The sequence below is a fragment of the Streptomyces sp. NPDC050704 genome, from assembly GCF_040654355.1.
In the GTDB taxonomy this organism is placed as follows: Bacteria; Actinomycetota; Actinomycetes; order Streptomycetales; family Streptomycetaceae; genus Streptomyces.
On the sequence record NZ_JBFAHW010000096.1, the window covers coordinates 1 to 14,428 of the forward strand.

Consider the following 14,428-nt stretch of genomic DNA (forward strand, 5'->3'; position numbering starts at 1 on the left):
CAGACCCCGTGGGGCATGTGGTCGGGTGCGGGTGGGTGGGGGCTGGTCGCGCAGTTCCCCGCGCCCCTGGAGGGCGGGCTGCGCCCTGCCCTCCAGCCCGGGCACCCTCAGCCCGTCCGGCGTTTGAGGACGAGGCCGATCAACGGAAGAAACCCGAGGGTCGGCCCCCGGAGGGACTTCGGGGTGATCCGTGGGTGAACACGCGTCCGGATGGTCAGGATGGAGACATGGGATTCCAAGTCGACTCCGAGGCCGGGCGCCTGCGCCGCGTCATCCTGCACCGGCCGGATCTTGAGCTCAAAAGGCTCACCCCCAGCAACAAGGACGCCCTGCTCTTCGACGACGTGCTCTGGGTACGCCGGGCCCGCGCCGAGCACGACGGCTTCGCGGACGTGCTGCGCGACCGCGGCGTCACCGTCCACCTCTTCGGTGACCTGCTGACCGAGGCCCTGGCGATCCCGGTGGCCCGCTCACTCGTACTGGACCGGGTCTTCGACGAGAAGGAGTACGGGCCGCTGGCCACCGACCACCTCCGGGCCGCCTTCGAGACGCTGCCCGCGCCCGAACTGGCCGAGCTGCTCATCGGCGGGATGACCAAGCGGGAGTTCCTGGACGCGCACCCGGAGCCGACATCCGTGCGCTTCCACGTCATGGACCTCGACGACTTCCTGCTCAGACCGCTGCCCAACCACCTCTTCACCCGGGACACCTCCGCCTGGATCTACGACGGTGTCTCCATCAACGCGATGCGCTGGCCGGCGCGGCAGCGCGAGACCGTGCACTTCGAGGCGATCTACCGGCACCATCCGCTCTTCCGGGACGAGACCTTCCACCTCTGGTCGGAGGGTCAGGCCGACTACCCGTCCACCATCGAGGGCGGCGACGTGCTGGTGATCGGCAACGGAGCCGTGCTCATCGGCATGAGCGAGCGGACGACACCCCAGGCCGTGGAGATGCTCGCGCACAAGCTGTTCGCCGCTGGGTCGGCGGAGACGATCGTGGCGCTCGACATGCCGAAGAAGCGGGCCCTCATGCATCTCGACACGGTGATGACGATGGTCGACGGCGACACCTTCACGCAGTACGCGGGGCTAGGCATGCTCCGCTCGTACACCATCGAACCGGGCGTCGGGGACAAGGAGTTGAAGGTCACCGACCATCCGGCGGAGCACATGCACCGGGCGATCGCGGCGGCCCTCGGGCTCGACCGGATCCGGGTGCTCACCGCCACCCAGGACGTGCACGCCGCCGAGCGCGAGCAGTGGGACGACGGCTGCAACGTCCTCGCGGTCGAGCCGGGCGTCGTGGTCGCGTACGAGCGGAACGCGACCACGAACACGCACCTGCGCAAGCAGGGCATCGAGGTGATCGAGATCCCGGGGAGCGAGCTGGGGCGGGGGCGGGGCGGACCGCGCTGTATGAGCTGTCCGGTGGAGCGGGACCCCGTCGGCTGAGCGGAACGGGGATCCGGGGACCATCCGGGGACCGACCGTGGCTCGGCACAGCCCTGCGTCCCTGCCTCTGAAGGGCGGCCCTGGTGTGTCCGTTCGAACACGGGGCCGTATAGAAATGTGGAGCGTCGTATAGAATTCCAAGCGTCCCTGTTTACATGACCCTGGAGCGCCCTCATGGCGACTGTCCCGCACGCCCTCGCCGGCCGCCATTTCCTGAAGGAGCTGGACTTCACGGAAGACGAGTTCCGCGGCCTGATCGAGCTTGCCGCCGAGCTGAAGGCGGCGAAGCGGGCCGGGGCGGAGACCCGGTATCTGGGGGGCCGGAACATCGCGCTGATCTTCGAGAAGACCTCGACGCGCACCCGCTGCGCGTTCGAGGTCGCGGCCGCGGACCAGGGTGCGTCGACCACGTATCTCGACCCGTCGGGCTCGCAGATAGGGCACAAGGAGTCCGTGAAGGACACCGCGCGGGTGCTCGGCCGGATGTTCGACGCGATCGAGTACCGCGGTGACAGCCAGGAGAGCGTGGAGGAGCTGGCCGCCCACGCCGGCGTGCCCGTCTACAACGGTCTGACCGCCGACTGGCATCCGACGCAGATGCTCGCCGACGTGCTCACGATGACCGAGCACACCACCAAGCCGCTGAGCGGGATCGCCTTCGCCTACCTGGGCGACGCCCGCCTCAACATGGGCAACTCGTACCTGATCACCGGCGCGCTGCTCGGCATGGACGTACGGATCGTCGCGCCGAAGGCCTACTGGCCCGCCGAGCCGATCGTGACGCGGGCGCGTGAGCTCGCCGTGCGCAGTGGGGCGCGGGTCACGCTCACCGAGGACCTCGCCAAGGGTGTCGCGGGCGTCGACTTCGTGGCCACCGACGTCTGGGTCTCCATGGGGGAGCCCAAGGAGGTCTGGGACGAGCGTATCGAGGCCCTCGGTCCGTACGCCGTGACGATGGACGTCCTGCGGGCCACCGGCAACGCCGACGTCAGGTTCCTGCACTGCCTGCCGGCCTTCCATGACCTGGGTACCAAGGTCGGCCGCGAGATCCACGAGCGGCACGGGCTGGAGTCCCTGGAGGTCACCGACGAGGTCTTCGAGTCGGCCCACTCGGTCGTCTTCGACGAGGCGGAGAACCGGTTGCACACGATCAAGGCGGTCCTGGTCGCGACCCTGGCCTGACCGGCAGGGGCCCTACTGGGGCCTTCGCTGTCTCGGTACCACCGGCAGTCTGAACCAGACCGCCTTGCCGGACTCGGTCGGCCGGTGCCCGCAGGACGAGCTGAGTGTGCGGATCAGGAGCAGCCCGCGGCCGTGCTCCTGCCAGGGGTCGGGCTCGCCCGACGGGTCGGGGACCGTGAGGTCGCCGGGCGGCGACGGGTCTGGGTCGTGCACCTCGACCTGACAGCCGGACGGCAGCAGCTCCACGACCAGCTCTATGGGCGCCTCGCCCTTGGTGTGCTCCACGGCGTTGGCCACCAGCTCGGCGGTGAGCAGCTCGGCGGTGTCGCTGTCGGCGGCGTGCTCGATCTCGGCGAGTGCTGTACGGACCAGGGCGCGGGCGACGGGCACGGCCGCGGCGGTGTGCGGCAGGGCGATACGCCAGGAGGCTGGGGCGTGGGGCTCGTGCAAGGCGGGTCCGTTCATGGAGCAGGAAGTCCTGCTTTCAACAATAGGAATAATACGACGTGGCCGGAAAGAGCTGCTCGTCGGGCTTTTTTCGGGACGTTCGGCCCGGTATCAGGGTGCGTACCCAGCTGAACGGCCCGGCTCCCGCGGTCTGCTCCCGCCGTTACGGGCCTATCGCCGAGTCGTGACTCCGTGACCGGTCTCTGTGTCTGGACTGTGTGCGACCGGAATGTGTGGAGCCGGACCGTGTGTAACCGGACCGTGTGTGGCCGGACTGCGTGACAGGTCTATCGCGCACTCATGACGACAGTCACGGATGGGTGATAACTTCGTGAGTGCAGCACGACCGACGCCCCCGCCCGAGGAGGCCGCACGTCATGAGTCCCTTCACCGGCTCCGCGACCCGCACGTCCGACTGGCGGCATCTGCGCTGCGAGCTCGTCGACGGGGTCGCCACGGTCACCCTGAACCGCCCCGAGAAGCTGAACGCGCTCACCTTCGGCGCGTACGCCGACCTGCGCGACCTGCTCGCCGAGCTGTCCCGGGAGCGGTCCGTGCGCGCCCTGGTGCTGGCCGGTGAGGGGCGCGGTTTCTGCTCCGGCGGGGACGTCGACGAGATCATCGGCGCGACCCTGGCCATGGACACGTCCCAGCTGCTCGACTTCAACCGGATGACCGGGCAGGTCGTGCGGGCCGTACGGGAGTGCCCCTTCCCGGTGATCGCGGCGGTGCACGGGGTGGCGGCGGGCGCGGGTGCGGTGCTCGCCCTGGCGGCCGACTTCCGGGTGGCCGATCCGAGCGCGCGCTTCTCCTTCCTCTTCACGCGGGTCGGCCTTTCCGGCGGCGACATGGGCGCCGCGTATCTGCTGCCCCGGGTCGTCGGGCTCGGACACGCGACGCGGCTGCTGATGCTGGGCGAACCGGTGCGGGCACCCGAGGCCGAGCGGATCGGGCTGGTCAGCGAGCTGACGGACGAGGGACGGGCGGACGTGGCCGCGCAGGCGCTGGCCCGCCGTCTCGCCGAGGGCCCGGCCCTCGCGTACGCCCAGACGAAGGCCCTCCTCACCGCCGAACTGGACATGCCGCTCGCCGCGAGCGTGGAACTGGACGCCGCCACCCAGGCTCTGCTCATGAACGGCGAGGACTACGCGGAGTTCCACGCGGCGTTCAAGGACAAGCGACCTCCCAAGTGGAGAGGGCGGTAACTGTGTCCACCTCAGAGGCGCGGGGCGGTGTCGATATGCGGCTCCGCCGCGGGGAGCGCGCGGCCCCCACCGGCCCGCAGCCGCTCAAGACGCCCAGCCACCTCCGACGCATCGCCATCATCGGCGGCGGCCCCGGCGGCCTCTACGCCGCCGCCCTCCTCAAACGCCTCGACCCGGCCCGCGAGATCACCGTCTGGGAGCGCAACGCCCCCGACGACACCTTCGGCTTCGGCGTCGTCCTCTCCGACGAGACGCTCGGCGGCATCGAGCACGCCGACCCGGTCGTGTACGCGGCCCTGCGGGACGAGTTCGTGCGCTGGGACGACATCGACATCGTGCACCGGGGCACACGGCACACCTCCGGCGGCCACGGTTTCGCGGCTCTCGGCCGGCGCAGACTCCTGGAGATCCTGCACGAGCGGTGCCGTTCGCTCGGGGTCGAGCTGCGGTTCCGTACGGAGGCGCCGTCCCCGGAACGGCTCTCGGAGACGTACGACCTCGTCGTCGCGGCGGACGGTGTCAACAGCACCACCCGCGAGGCGCACACCGATGTGTTCAGGCCACATGTGGTCACCCACCGGTGCCGCTATATCTGGCTGGCCGCCGACTTCGCCTTCGACGCGTTCCGCTTCGAGATCGCGGAGACCGAGCACGGTGTGGCGCAGCTGCACGGCTATCCGTACGCGGCCGACGCCTCCACCGTCATCGTCGAGATGCGCGAGGAGGTGTGGCAGGCGGCCGGGTTCGCGGAGCTCGACGAGCAGGCGTCCGCCGAGCAGTGCGCCAAGATCTTCGCGGACGCGCTCGGCGGACGGCCGCTCAGGTCCAACAAATCCGCCTGGATCAACTTCAGGACCGTCGTCAACGAACGCTGGTCGCACGGGAACACGGTTCTGCTCGGGGACGCCGCACACACCGCGCACTTCTCCATCGGCTCCGGTACGAAGCTGGCGGTGGAGGACGCCCTGGCGCTGGCCGCCTGTCTGGAGGAGCACGCCGAACTGCCGGCGGCCCTCGCCGCGTACGAGGCGGAGCGGCGCCCCGTCGTCGCCTCCACCCAGCGGGCGGCGCGCGCGAGCCTGGAGTGGTTCGAGAACCTGCCGCTCTATCTGGACCAGCCCGCCCGGCAGTTCGCCTTCAACCTGCTCACCCGCAGCCGCCGGGTCACGCACGACAACCTGCGGCTGCGCGACGCGCACTTCACCGCGAGTGTGGAGCGCGAGTTCGGCTGCCCGCCCGGTACGCCGCCGATGTTCACGCCGTTCCGGCTGCGCGGGCTGACCCTACGCAACCGTGTCGTCGTCTCGCCCATGGACATGTACTCGGCCGTGGACGGTGTGCCCGGCGACTTCCACCTGGTCCACCTGGGCGCGCGGGCACTGGGCGGTGCCGGGCTCGTGATGACCGAGATGGTGTGCGTGAGTCCGGAGGGCCGGATCACACCGGGCTGCGCCGGGCTCTACACCGGTCAGCAGACCGAGGCCTGGCGGCGGATCACCGAATTCGTGCATGCCCGGGCGCCGGGTACCGCCATCGGCGTGCAGCTCGGCCACTCCGGACGCAAGGGCTCGACCAAGCTGATGTGGGAGGGCATGGACGAGCCGCTGGAGGAGGGCAACTGGCCGCTCGTGGCCGCGTCCCCGATCCCGTACAAGCCGGAGAGCCAGACGCCCCATGAGCTGACGGCGTCTCAACTCGCTGACATCCGTGAGCAGTTCGCCGCCGCGGCCTGGCGGGCCACCCGCTGCGGCTTCGATCTGCTCGAACTGCACTGTGCGCACGGCTACTTGCTGTCCGGTTTCCTGTCCCCGCTGACCAACCGGCGGACGGACGCGTACGGCGGGACCCCGGAGAACAGGCTGCGCTTCCCGCTCGAAGTCCTCGACGCCGTACGGGCCGTATGGCCCGAGGACCGGCCGTTGACCGTGCGCGTCTCCGCCACCGACTGGGCCGAAGGCGGCACCACCGGCGACGACGCCGTCGCGATCGCCCGTGCCTTCGCCGCGCACGGCGCCGACGCGATCGACGTCTCGACGGGGCAGGTGGTGGCGGACGAACGGCCGGAGTACGGTCGCTCCTACCAGACGCCGTACGCCGACCGGATCCGCAACGAGACCGGCATCCCGGTGATCGCCGTCGGCGCGATCTCCTCCTGGGACGACGTCAACTCCCTGATCCTGGCAGGGCGTACGGACCTGTGTGCCCTCGCCCGGCCGCACCTGTACGACCCGCACTGGACCGTGCACGCGGCGGCCGAGCAGGGTTACACGGGGCCGGGGGTCGAGTGGCCCGCGCCCTACCGCGCGGGCAGCCGGCGTCCACAGACGGGACGCACGGACGCCCCCAAACCCCGGCTCACACTGGGGACTTGACCAGCTTCGAGAGCGTGCGGGCGCGTTCGGCGGATGCCGGGGCCGTCGACGGGCTCATACGAGCCCCCTGGCCGCCAGTACCGCGTGCACCGAGCCCGCCGACTCCTCCGGCGTCTGCGACTGCGTCGCCAGCGTGACGGCCGGGTCCAGCGGCGGCTCGTACGGGTCGTCGACACCGGTGAGGCCGGTCAGCATGCCCGCCGCCTGCCGCGCGTACAGCCCCTTCACGTCCCGCTCGCCGCACACCTCGACCGGCGTCGCGACATGCACCTCGATGTACGGCGTCCCGCTGGCCTCGTGCCGCTTGCGCACCGCCTCGCGGCTGTCGGCGTACGGCGCGATGACCGGCACCAGGGCCAGCACCCCGTTGCGGGCGAGGACTTCGGCGACCAGGCCGATGCGCTGCACGTTGGTGTCGCGGTCCTCGCGGCTGAAGCCGAGGCCCGCGGAGAGGAAGCGGCGGACCTCGTCGCCGTCGAGGACCTCCACCCGGTGGCCCTCGGACCGCAGCCGGCCGGCGAGGAAGCGGGCGACCGTCGTCTTGCCCGCGCTCGGCAGCCCGGTGAGCCAGATCGTGGCCCCCTGAGCCTTGGGCGTGCTGGTCATGCCTGCGGTCCTTTCGCGGCGCCCGCGGGGCGGTGCCGTTGTCCGGAACGGTCGTTGAGCCCGTGAGGTTCGTGCTGCCCGTGCAGTTCCCTGAAGAGGGCCTCCCAGCGCGGGTGCACGGCGTCCGGGCCGTACGAAGCCGCCGTCAGCACGGCCGCGACGCCCATGTCGGCGCGCAGCGCCCGGTCGCCCATCAGCTTGCCCATGGCCTCGGCGAGCGCGTCGGGGTCCTCCGGCGGAACCAGCAGACCGTCGACCCCGTGGGTGAGCACGTCCGACGGGCCGGTGGGACAGTCGAAGCTCACCACGGGCAACGAGTGGCTCATCGCCTCGATCATCACCATCGGCAGCCCCTCGAAGCGCGAACTGAGCACGTAGAAGGAGGCCTTGGCGAGTTCGTCGTCGAGCCGGTCCGAATGACCCATCAGGAACACGTGGTTGTAGAGGTGGTGCTCCTCGATGAGCGTGCGCAGCTCGCACTTCTTCTCGCCGCTGCCGTAGATGCGCAACTGCCAGTCGGGGTACGTCTCGACGAGCTTCGCCCACGCCGGGATCAGCAGGTCGAAGCCCTTCTGCGGGAAGAGCCGGCCGGCCGCCACCGCGATCTTCGACCGGTGGTCGGAGGGGACCTGGTCGAGGGAGTGCACGGCGTTGGGGATGTGGACGATCCGGGTGCCGGGCAGCAGCTCCTCGTACTCCCGGCGGTCCCGTTCCGTCAGGACGGCGACCGCGTCGAAGCGGGGGTAGGTCTCCTGGATGCGCTGCCGTACATCGGGCTTGTGGGCGGCGTGGTTCATGTGTTCCTGCGCGATCCGCAGCACGCCGCCCGTCGCGTACCGCGCGGCAAGGAAGTTGAGGGCGGGCCGCGTGGTCACCAGGACACCGTCCCGCAGCGCGGACAGGTACGCGATCAGCCGCCGCTCGACGTACCGGTCGAAGTGGCGGTAGCCGAACTCGCCCTTCGGGATGTGCCGCGCGGGGTGCTCGGCCAGCCGTCCGCGGCGCCAGTCCTGCCAGCGGCCGACGATGCCCGACGGCGGGATGTACGCCCCTTCGCGCAGGTCGACGACCGTGGAGACCGTCACCCGCGGGTCGAGCGGGAACTGGATGTCGTCCCGGCGGCGCAGCGCGCTCACCAGCTCGACCTCCCAGCCCGCCCGGACCAGGGAGTTGGCCTGGTTCAGCACGGTGCGGATGGTGCCGCCGCGGCCGTAGGCGTGCAGGAGCAGGTAGCGGATCTTCGGTCGCCGCTGGGTCTGCCGGCTCTGCCCGGTCTGTCGGGTCGGCTCGCTCTGCCGGATCTGATGGACGGTCATGTGCTGGCTCCTGTGCGGCACTCCAGTGAAAGGTTGTCCTTCACCGTGTAGTACGGACGCACGCCGAGGCCGTGTACCCGCTGTTCCGGAAAGACCATGATCTTCTTCTTGCCGTGGATGTCGTCGAGCCGGCGCCCGGCCCGCAACTCCGTCTCGCCATCAGTGAGATGGATGTCCCACTCTTCCAGCTCTGCGGCGTCGGCCACCACCAGATCCGCGATGGGCAGCTCGCCCTCGAACCGGTCGCCCTTCACCTGCGCGGGGTAGCCCAGCCGGTGGCCGGCGTGACCCCGGCGGACGAGCAGCAGCCGCCAGTCGCCGTCGGTGGGCCGCCCGTGGATGTGCCCGACGAGCCGGACGCGCCCGTCGCGCGGCCAGACCTCGGCTATCTCGGCGTACGGTTTCACGAGCTGTAGCCCCAGGCCCCGCACATCGGCCGCAGGATCTCCGGGATCTCGTCCTCGCCGGGCAGCGCGCGCCCGGTCTGCACCCGGCCGGTACGGATCTTGTCCCGCCAGTCGCCGAGCCCCTTCACGACCTGGGTGTCGTCCTTCTCGCCGTAGTCGAGCATCGACGGCTCGAAGTCCACGGCCAGGAAGTCGCAGAGCCGGCGCATCTCCTTCTCGGGACCGGCGGTGATGTCCTCGTAGCGCACGGTGTGGCCGCCGGTGATCCCCTTGCGGGCGTTGTCTACGGCCTTCATGTAGCGCAGCGCGTCGGCCGCGGCCTCGTCGAAGCTGCGCTTGCCGGGGTCGCCCTCGTGCCAGGACCGGGCGATGGACACCGGGTGGCGGAGCAGGAAGACGAAGCGTGCGTCGGGCCAGCAGTCCCTGATGCGCCGGTACACGAACGCGTTGCTCGGCGTCTTCTCGACGAGGAAGTCCTTGCCGGACCTGACCAGCTCGCGGTGGAGCACGCGGTCCCACAGGAGGTGTTCCAGGTCGCCGCGCTCCAGGTCGAGGGCGCTCATGGCGCGCTGCGACAGCTTGCTGCCGAAGTCGACCTCCAGGCGGCGGATGTGCAGCTCGTGCGGGGAGAACAGCCGGGAGTGCGCGTTCAGGAGCATCCGCAGCAGGGTCGAGCCGGAGCGCACGGGCGACATGATGAAGACCGGCTGCCGCAGCAGCCGGTCCGTCGCGAGGTCCTCGGGGGCCGGGCACCGGTACACCGGCGTGGGCCGCTTGCCGGCTTTCGCGGCCACGGCCTTCTTCGGCCGGGGCGGCGGCGCGCCGGCTGCGGCCCTACGCACCTGGAGGCCGGTGGTGGCGGAGAGCGCCCGGTTCAGACTGCGCATCAGACTCATGCGGCACGACGCTAGGTAAGGATTATGAGAAGAGGGCCGGAGCAGCCTGAGCGTTCCCTTAGCGCCCTTGAATGTGCCCGACATCACATGACTTCAGGTTTCGGACGGCCTCTCCGGCGCGCCCGCGAAGGCCGCCCCCGCGTCCCGCAGCCGCTCGTGCAGTGCCCGGAAGACGGCCGCCGAGCGGGCGCCCGGCCAGTCCCGCGGCAGCAGCGCGGGCGGCAGCCCGGGATCGGCGTACGGGAGGTGGCGCCAGGAGTCCAGGGCGAGCAGGTAGTCGCGGTACGCCTCCTCCGGAGGAGTGTCGGTCCGCGCCTCCCAGGCGTGCAGCACGCGCGCGTGGCGGTCGAGAAACGCCTCGTGCTGCTTGGCGATCGCGGCCAGGTCCCACCAGCGGGCGACCGCCTCGGCCGTCGCCGCGAAGCCCAGGTGCTCGCCGCGGAACAGCTCCACGTACGCGTCGAGACGCAGCCGTTCCAACGTGTGGCGGGTCTCTTCGTAGAGGCGCGCCGGTGCCAGCCACACCCCGGGGGCGGCCGTTCCGAAACCGAGCCCCGCGAGCCGGGAGCGCAGTACGTGACGTTTCTGCCGCTCGGACTCCGGCACGGAGAACACGGCGAGCACCCAGCCGTCGTCCTTGGGGGGCGAGGCCGCGTAGACCCGGCGGTCGCCGTCGTCGAGGAGCTGGCGCGCGTCCGGCGACAGTACGTACCCGGCCGCGCCCGTCGCCGTACGCGCCGGCCGGAGCAGCCCGCGGCGTTTGAGCCGGGACACCGACGACCGCACCGCGGGTGCGTCCACGCCGACCGCGGCGAGGAGGCGAATCAGTTCGGCTACGGGTACGGGGCCAGGGGTGAAGCGGCCGTACGCGCCGTAGAGGGTGACGATGAGGGACCGGGGGGCGTGCTGCTCGGACACGTTGATCATTCTAGGTCGTCGGCGTCACGCGGGATCGCTTTCCGGGGGCAGGGGATCACTTTCCGTTCGTACGGAAACCCCTGCCGCACGTGCCGGGTTGACGTCCGCCCGCAGCCGGAACCGCTGCAGCTTCCCCGTCGCCGTACGCGGCAGCGCGTCCAGGAAGGCGATCTCGCGCGGGCATTTGTACGGCGCCAGTTCGGACTTGACGAAGGCGCGCAGCGCGTCGGCGTCCTGGCGGGCCCCGGCCCGCAGCACCGCGTACGCGACCACGGCCTGGCCGCGTGACGCGTCGGGCCGTCCCACGACCGCCGCCTCGACCACGTCCGGGTGACGCAGGAGCGCGTCCTCGACCTCCGGGCCCGCGATGTTGTACCCGGCGGAAATGATCATGTCGTCCGCGCGGGCCACGTACCGGAAGTAGCCGTCGGGGTCGCGGACATAGGTGTCCCCGGTGATGTTCCAGCCGTCGCGTACGTACTCCCGCTGTCGTGGGTCGGCGAGGTAGCGGCAGCCGACCGGGCCCCGTACCGCGAGCAGCCCGGGTGTGCCGTCGGGTACGGGCTCACCGGAATCGTCGACCACGCGCGCGTGCCACCCCGGTACGGGGACGCCCGTGGTGCCGGGGCGGATGTGTTCGTCGGCCGCGGAGATGAAGATGTGCAGCAGCTCGGTGGCGCCGATGCCGTTGATGACGCGCAGGCCGGTGCGCTCGTGCCAGGCCTGCCAGGTGGCGGCGGGGAGGTTCTCGCCCGCCGAGACGCAGCGGCGCAGCGACGAGGTGTCGTACGCGTCCAGCTCCGCCAGCATCGCGCGGTACGCCGTCGGCGCGGTGAACAGCACCGAGACGCGGTGCTCGGCGATCGCGGGCAACAGCTGCCTGGGGCCCGCCTGTTCCAGCAGCAGCGCGCTGGCGCCGGCGCGCATCGGGAAGATCACCAGACCGCCGAGCCCGAAGGTGAAGCCCAGTGGGGGACTGCCCGCGAAGACGTCGTCGGCATGTGGCCGCAGGACATGCTTCGAGAAGGTGTCCGCTGTCGCCAGCACATCACGGTGGAAGTGCATACAGCCCTTGGGGCGGCCGGTGGTGCCGGACGTGAACGCGATCAGCGCCACGTCGTCGGCCGCGGTCTCCACGGCGGCGAAGGGCTCGTCGGGCGCGTCGCGGCGCAGCAGGTCGTCGGGGGCGTCTCCGCCGTACGTGGTGATCCGCAGCCCGGGGACCTCCGCCTTCGCCAGGTCGTCCACGGCCCGGATGTCGCACAGGGCGTGCCCGACCCGGGCGATCTCGCACATCGTGGCCAGCTCGTGGGGGCGCTGCTGGGCGAGGACCGTGACGGCGACCGCGCCCGCCTTCAGGACGGCCAGCCAGCACGCGGCCAGCCAGGGCGTCGTGGGGCCGCGCAGGAGGACCCGGTTGCCGGGTACCACGCCGAGGTCGGCGGTCAGGACGTGCGCGATCCGATCCACGCGGGTGCGCAGTTCGCCGTACGTCCACACGTCACCGGACGCCGTACGGAAGACCGGGCGGTCCGGGGACGTGTCGGCGAGGAGTTCCGCGGCGCAGTTGAGCCGCTCGGGGTAGCGCAGCTCGGGGAGGTCGAAGCGGAGCTCCGGCCACTGGTCTGGGGGCGGGAGGTGGTCGCGCGGGAAGGTGTCGACGTGGGCGCCGGTCGTGGTGGCGGCCGTCGTGCCGACCGTGGCGCCGGTCGGCGTGGTGGCCGCGTTCACCGGGACGTAATCGTTCGCGTAAGCGTTTACGTCGGCCGAGGTCGTCGGCCGCCCGGCATTCGTGGGCTCCCTGGGCTCCGTGGGGTCGCTCGGGTCCATGGCGGTTCGCCCCCTTTGTCGTGGTGGGCTCGCACAAGGAGCGTATCGTGTTGGTGACGACAGTCAACGGTCCGCGATAGCCTCGCAGTGCAGCCCGACAGGGGAGAGGGGACCGGTTATGCCCGCATTCTCGCTCGATCCGGCACAGACCGCCTGGTGCGCGGAGCTGCGCGCACTCGCCGCGGACCGGCTGCGCCCACTGGCCGAGAAGGGTGAACCGGGCCACGTCAACCGCCCACTCGTCGCCGAACTCGGCCGACTCGGACTCCTCGATCGCCTGTTCACCTCCGGCGCGCTCGACCTGTGTCTGATGCGGGAGTCCCTCGCGTACGCCTGCACCGAGGCCGAGACGGCCCTCGCTCTCCAGGGACTGGGCGCGCACCCCGTCCACGCGTACGGCAGCCCGGCCCAGCGCGAGCACTGGCTGCCGCGGGTGATCGAGGGCAGCGCGGTGGCGGCCTTCGCACTGAGCGAGCCGGGGGCGGGATCGGACGCGGCGGCGCTCGCCCTGCGGGCGGAACCGGTCGCCCAGCCCTCCGGCCTGCCCGGCTTGTCCGGCCTGTCGAGCGCCGAGCCCGACGGCACCCGTCGCTGGCGGCTCACCGGGGAGAAGTGCTGGATCTCCAACGCCCCCGAGGCCGACTTCTACACCGTCTTCGCGCGCACCGACCCCGACGCCGGCGCCCGCGGCGTGACCGCCTTCCTCGTCCCCGCCGACCGGCCCGGTCTCACCGGCTCGCCTCTCGACATGCTCTCCCCGCACCCGATCGGCGCCCTCGCCTTCGACGCCGTCCCGGTGACGGCGGACGACGTACTCGGGGAGCCCGGCCGCGGGTTCCGGGTCGCGATGAGCACGCTCAACCTGTTCCGGCCGAGCGTCGGCGCGTTCGCGGTCGGTATGGCACGGGCCGCGCTGGACGCCACGCTCACGCATACGGACCAACGCCAGGCGTTCGGCGGCAGGTTGAGGGACCTTCAGACAGTGGCCCACCAGGTCGCGGAGATGGCCCTGCGCACAGAGGCGGCCCGGCTGATGGTGTACGCGGCAGCGGCGGCGTACGACGAAGGTGTGCCGGATGTGCCGAAGCGGGCGGCGATGGCGAAGCTGCTGGCCACCGAGACCGCCCAGTACGTGGTCGACGCGGCCGTGCAACTGCACGGCGCCCGCGCCCTGCGCCGCGGCCATCTGCTCGAACACCTCTACCGCGAGGTACGCGCGCCACGGATCTACGAGGGTGCGAGCGAGGTCCAACGGGCCGTCATCGCGAAGGAGTTGTACGCCACGATCACCGAGGATCCGGCACGACCACCGAAGGGTCGCGATGATCACCGAGGAGTCGGGGATGACCGGAGTCGGGATGACCACTGAGGAGCCGCGATGACCATCGAGCGCGTCAATCCGCCCGAGCTCTCCCCGCCCACCGGCTTCTCGCATGCCGTCACCGCCACCGGCTCCCGCCTGGTCTTCCTCGCGGGTCAGACGGCACTCGACACGGACGGAAAGATCGTCGGCTCCACGCTCCCCTTGCAGTTCGAGCGGGCCCTGGCCAATCTCCTCATCGCCCTGCACGCGGCCGGCGGCGTCCCGTCCGATCTCGTCCGGGTCACCGTCTACACCACGGATGTCGACGACTACCGCGGCCACGCCCCCGAACTCGGGCGTATCTGGCGGCGGTTGGCCGGACGCGATTACCCCGCGATGGCGGTGATCGGGGTGGTCCGGCTCTGGGACGGTCAGGCGCTGGTGGAACTCGACGGAGTCGCCGTACCGGCCTGACCGTGCGACCGAAGGTGC

The 14,428-nt window shown here is 71.2% G+C and carries 13 protein-coding genes; 6 read left to right on the forward strand and 7 right to left on the reverse strand.

From position 1 onward, the window contains the following. Positions 1-227: 227 nt before the first annotated feature. Together AB0I18_RS38465 and argF are read left to right on the forward strand one after the other, a co-directional pair. A complete protein-coding gene (locus AB0I18_RS38465; RefSeq protein ID WP_363110363.1) occupies positions 228-1,454 on the forward strand; it encodes an arginine deiminase in 1,227 nt (408 codons plus the stop codon). Positions 1,455-1,628: 174 nt separating this feature from the next. After that, complete coding sequence (argF, locus tag AB0I18_RS38470; RefSeq protein ID WP_363110364.1) at positions 1,629-2,636, forward strand: ornithine carbamoyltransferase; 1,008 nt, start codon at positions 1,629-1,631, stop codon at positions 2,634-2,636. A 12-nt stretch (positions 2,637-2,648) separates the two neighbouring features. On the opposite strand, the gene AB0I18_RS38475 is transcribed toward argF, so the two are convergent. Next, positions 2,649-3,101 (reverse strand): ATP-binding protein, encoded by a 453-nt coding sequence (locus AB0I18_RS38475; RefSeq protein WP_363110365.1) that lies wholly within the window; start codon positions 3,099-3,101, stop codon positions 2,649-2,651. Between the two features lie 359 nt (positions 3,102-3,460). Here AB0I18_RS38475 and AB0I18_RS38480 point away from each other — a divergent pair, with 359 nt between their 5' ends. Together AB0I18_RS38480 and AB0I18_RS38485 are read left to right on the forward strand one after the other, a co-directional pair. Continuing rightward, a complete protein-coding gene (locus tag AB0I18_RS38480) occupies positions 3,461-4,288 on the forward strand; it encodes an enoyl-CoA hydratase family protein (RefSeq protein WP_363110366.1) in 828 nt (275 codons plus the stop codon). 35 nt (positions 4,289-4,323) lie between these two features. Continuing rightward, positions 4,324-6,660: a bifunctional salicylyl-CoA 5-hydroxylase/oxidoreductase gene (locus tag AB0I18_RS38485; RefSeq protein ID WP_363110394.1), complete on the forward strand. Its 2,337-nt coding sequence runs from the start codon at positions 4,324-4,326 to the stop codon at positions 6,658-6,660. Between the two features lie 54 nt (positions 6,661-6,714). On the opposite strand, the gene cysC is transcribed toward AB0I18_RS38485, so the two are convergent. The 6 genes from cysC to AB0I18_RS38515 form a co-directional block, all read right to left on the reverse strand. Beyond that, positions 6,715-7,266: an adenylyl-sulfate kinase gene (gene cysC, locus AB0I18_RS38490; protein ID WP_363110367.1), complete on the reverse strand. Its 552-nt coding sequence runs from the start codon at positions 7,264-7,266 to the stop codon at positions 6,715-6,717. Further along, positions 7,263-8,582: a glycosyltransferase family 4 protein gene (locus AB0I18_RS38495; RefSeq protein ID WP_363110368.1), complete on the reverse strand. Its 1,320-nt coding sequence runs from the start codon at positions 8,580-8,582 to the stop codon at positions 7,263-7,265. Before AB0I18_RS38495 ends, cysC begins: the two co-directional genes overlap by 4 nt. After that, positions 8,579-8,989, reverse strand: coding sequence for a hypothetical protein (locus AB0I18_RS38500; protein ID WP_363110369.1), 411 nt, complete (start codon positions 8,987-8,989; stop codon positions 8,579-8,581). Before AB0I18_RS38500 ends, AB0I18_RS38495 begins: the two co-directional genes overlap by 4 nt. Next, complete coding sequence (locus AB0I18_RS38505; protein ID WP_363110370.1) at positions 8,986-9,885, reverse strand: sulfotransferase; 900 nt, start codon at positions 9,883-9,885, stop codon at positions 8,986-8,988. Before AB0I18_RS38505 ends, AB0I18_RS38500 begins: the two co-directional genes overlap by 4 nt. Positions 9,886-9,978: 93 nt before the next feature. Beyond that, positions 9,979-10,812: a PaaX family transcriptional regulator C-terminal domain-containing protein gene (locus AB0I18_RS38510; RefSeq protein ID WP_363110371.1), complete on the reverse strand. Its 834-nt coding sequence runs from the start codon at positions 10,810-10,812 to the stop codon at positions 9,979-9,981. A 15-nt stretch (positions 10,813-10,827) separates the two neighbouring features. Further along, positions 10,828-12,696, reverse strand: coding sequence for an AMP-binding protein (locus AB0I18_RS38515; protein WP_363110395.1), 1,869 nt, complete (start codon positions 12,694-12,696; stop codon positions 10,828-10,830). Positions 12,697-12,751: 55 nt separating this feature from the next. On the opposite strand from AB0I18_RS38515, the gene AB0I18_RS38520 reads away from it, so the two are divergent. Both AB0I18_RS38520 and AB0I18_RS38525 read left to right on the forward strand, forming a co-directional pair. Beyond that, positions 12,752-14,002, forward strand: a complete 1,251-nt coding sequence (locus AB0I18_RS38520) for an acyl-CoA dehydrogenase family protein (RefSeq protein ID WP_363110372.1) — start codon at positions 12,752-12,754, stop codon at positions 14,000-14,002. Between the two features lie 9 nt (positions 14,003-14,011). Next, positions 14,012-14,410, forward strand: coding sequence for a RidA family protein (locus tag AB0I18_RS38525; protein WP_363110373.1), 399 nt, complete (start codon positions 14,012-14,014; stop codon positions 14,408-14,410). Positions 14,411-14,428: the final 18 nt, after the last annotated feature.

What these genes read in the sequence shown, in the direction of transcription:
- AB0I18_RS38465 (WP_363110363.1), top strand. Translation starts at nt 228, where the DNA reads ATGGGATTCCAAGTCGACTCCGAGGCCGGGCGCCTGCGCCGCGTCATC.
- argF (WP_363110364.1), top strand. Translation starts at nt 1,629, where the DNA reads ATGGCGACTGTCCCGCACGCCCTCGCCGGCCGCCATTTCCTGAAGGAG.
- AB0I18_RS38475 (WP_363110365.1), bottom strand. Translation starts at nt 3,101, where the DNA reads ATGAACGGACCCGCCTTGCACGAGCCCCACGCCCCAGCCTCCTGGCGT.
- AB0I18_RS38480 (WP_363110366.1), top strand. Translation starts at nt 3,461, where the DNA reads ATGAGTCCCTTCACCGGCTCCGCGACCCGCACGTCCGACTGGCGGCAT.
- AB0I18_RS38485 (WP_363110394.1), top strand. Translation starts at nt 4,324, where the DNA reads ATGCGGCTCCGCCGCGGGGAGCGCGCGGCCCCCACCGGCCCGCAGCCG.
- cysC (WP_363110367.1), bottom strand. Translation starts at nt 7,266, where the DNA reads ATGACCAGCACGCCCAAGGCTCAGGGGGCCACGATCTGGCTCACCGGG.
- AB0I18_RS38495 (WP_363110368.1), bottom strand. Translation starts at nt 8,582, where the DNA reads ATGACCGTCCATCAGATCCGGCAGAGCGAGCCGACCCGACAGACCGGG.
- AB0I18_RS38505 (WP_363110370.1), bottom strand. Translation starts at nt 9,885, where the DNA reads ATGAGTCTGATGCGCAGTCTGAACCGGGCGCTCTCCGCCACCACCGGC.
- AB0I18_RS38510 (WP_363110371.1), bottom strand. Translation starts at nt 10,812, where the DNA reads ATGATCAACGTGTCCGAGCAGCACGCCCCCCGGTCCCTCATCGTCACC.
- AB0I18_RS38520 (WP_363110372.1), top strand. Translation starts at nt 12,752, where the DNA reads ATGCCCGCATTCTCGCTCGATCCGGCACAGACCGCCTGGTGCGCGGAG.
- AB0I18_RS38525 (WP_363110373.1), top strand. Translation starts at nt 14,012, where the DNA reads ATGACCATCGAGCGCGTCAATCCGCCCGAGCTCTCCCCGCCCACCGGC.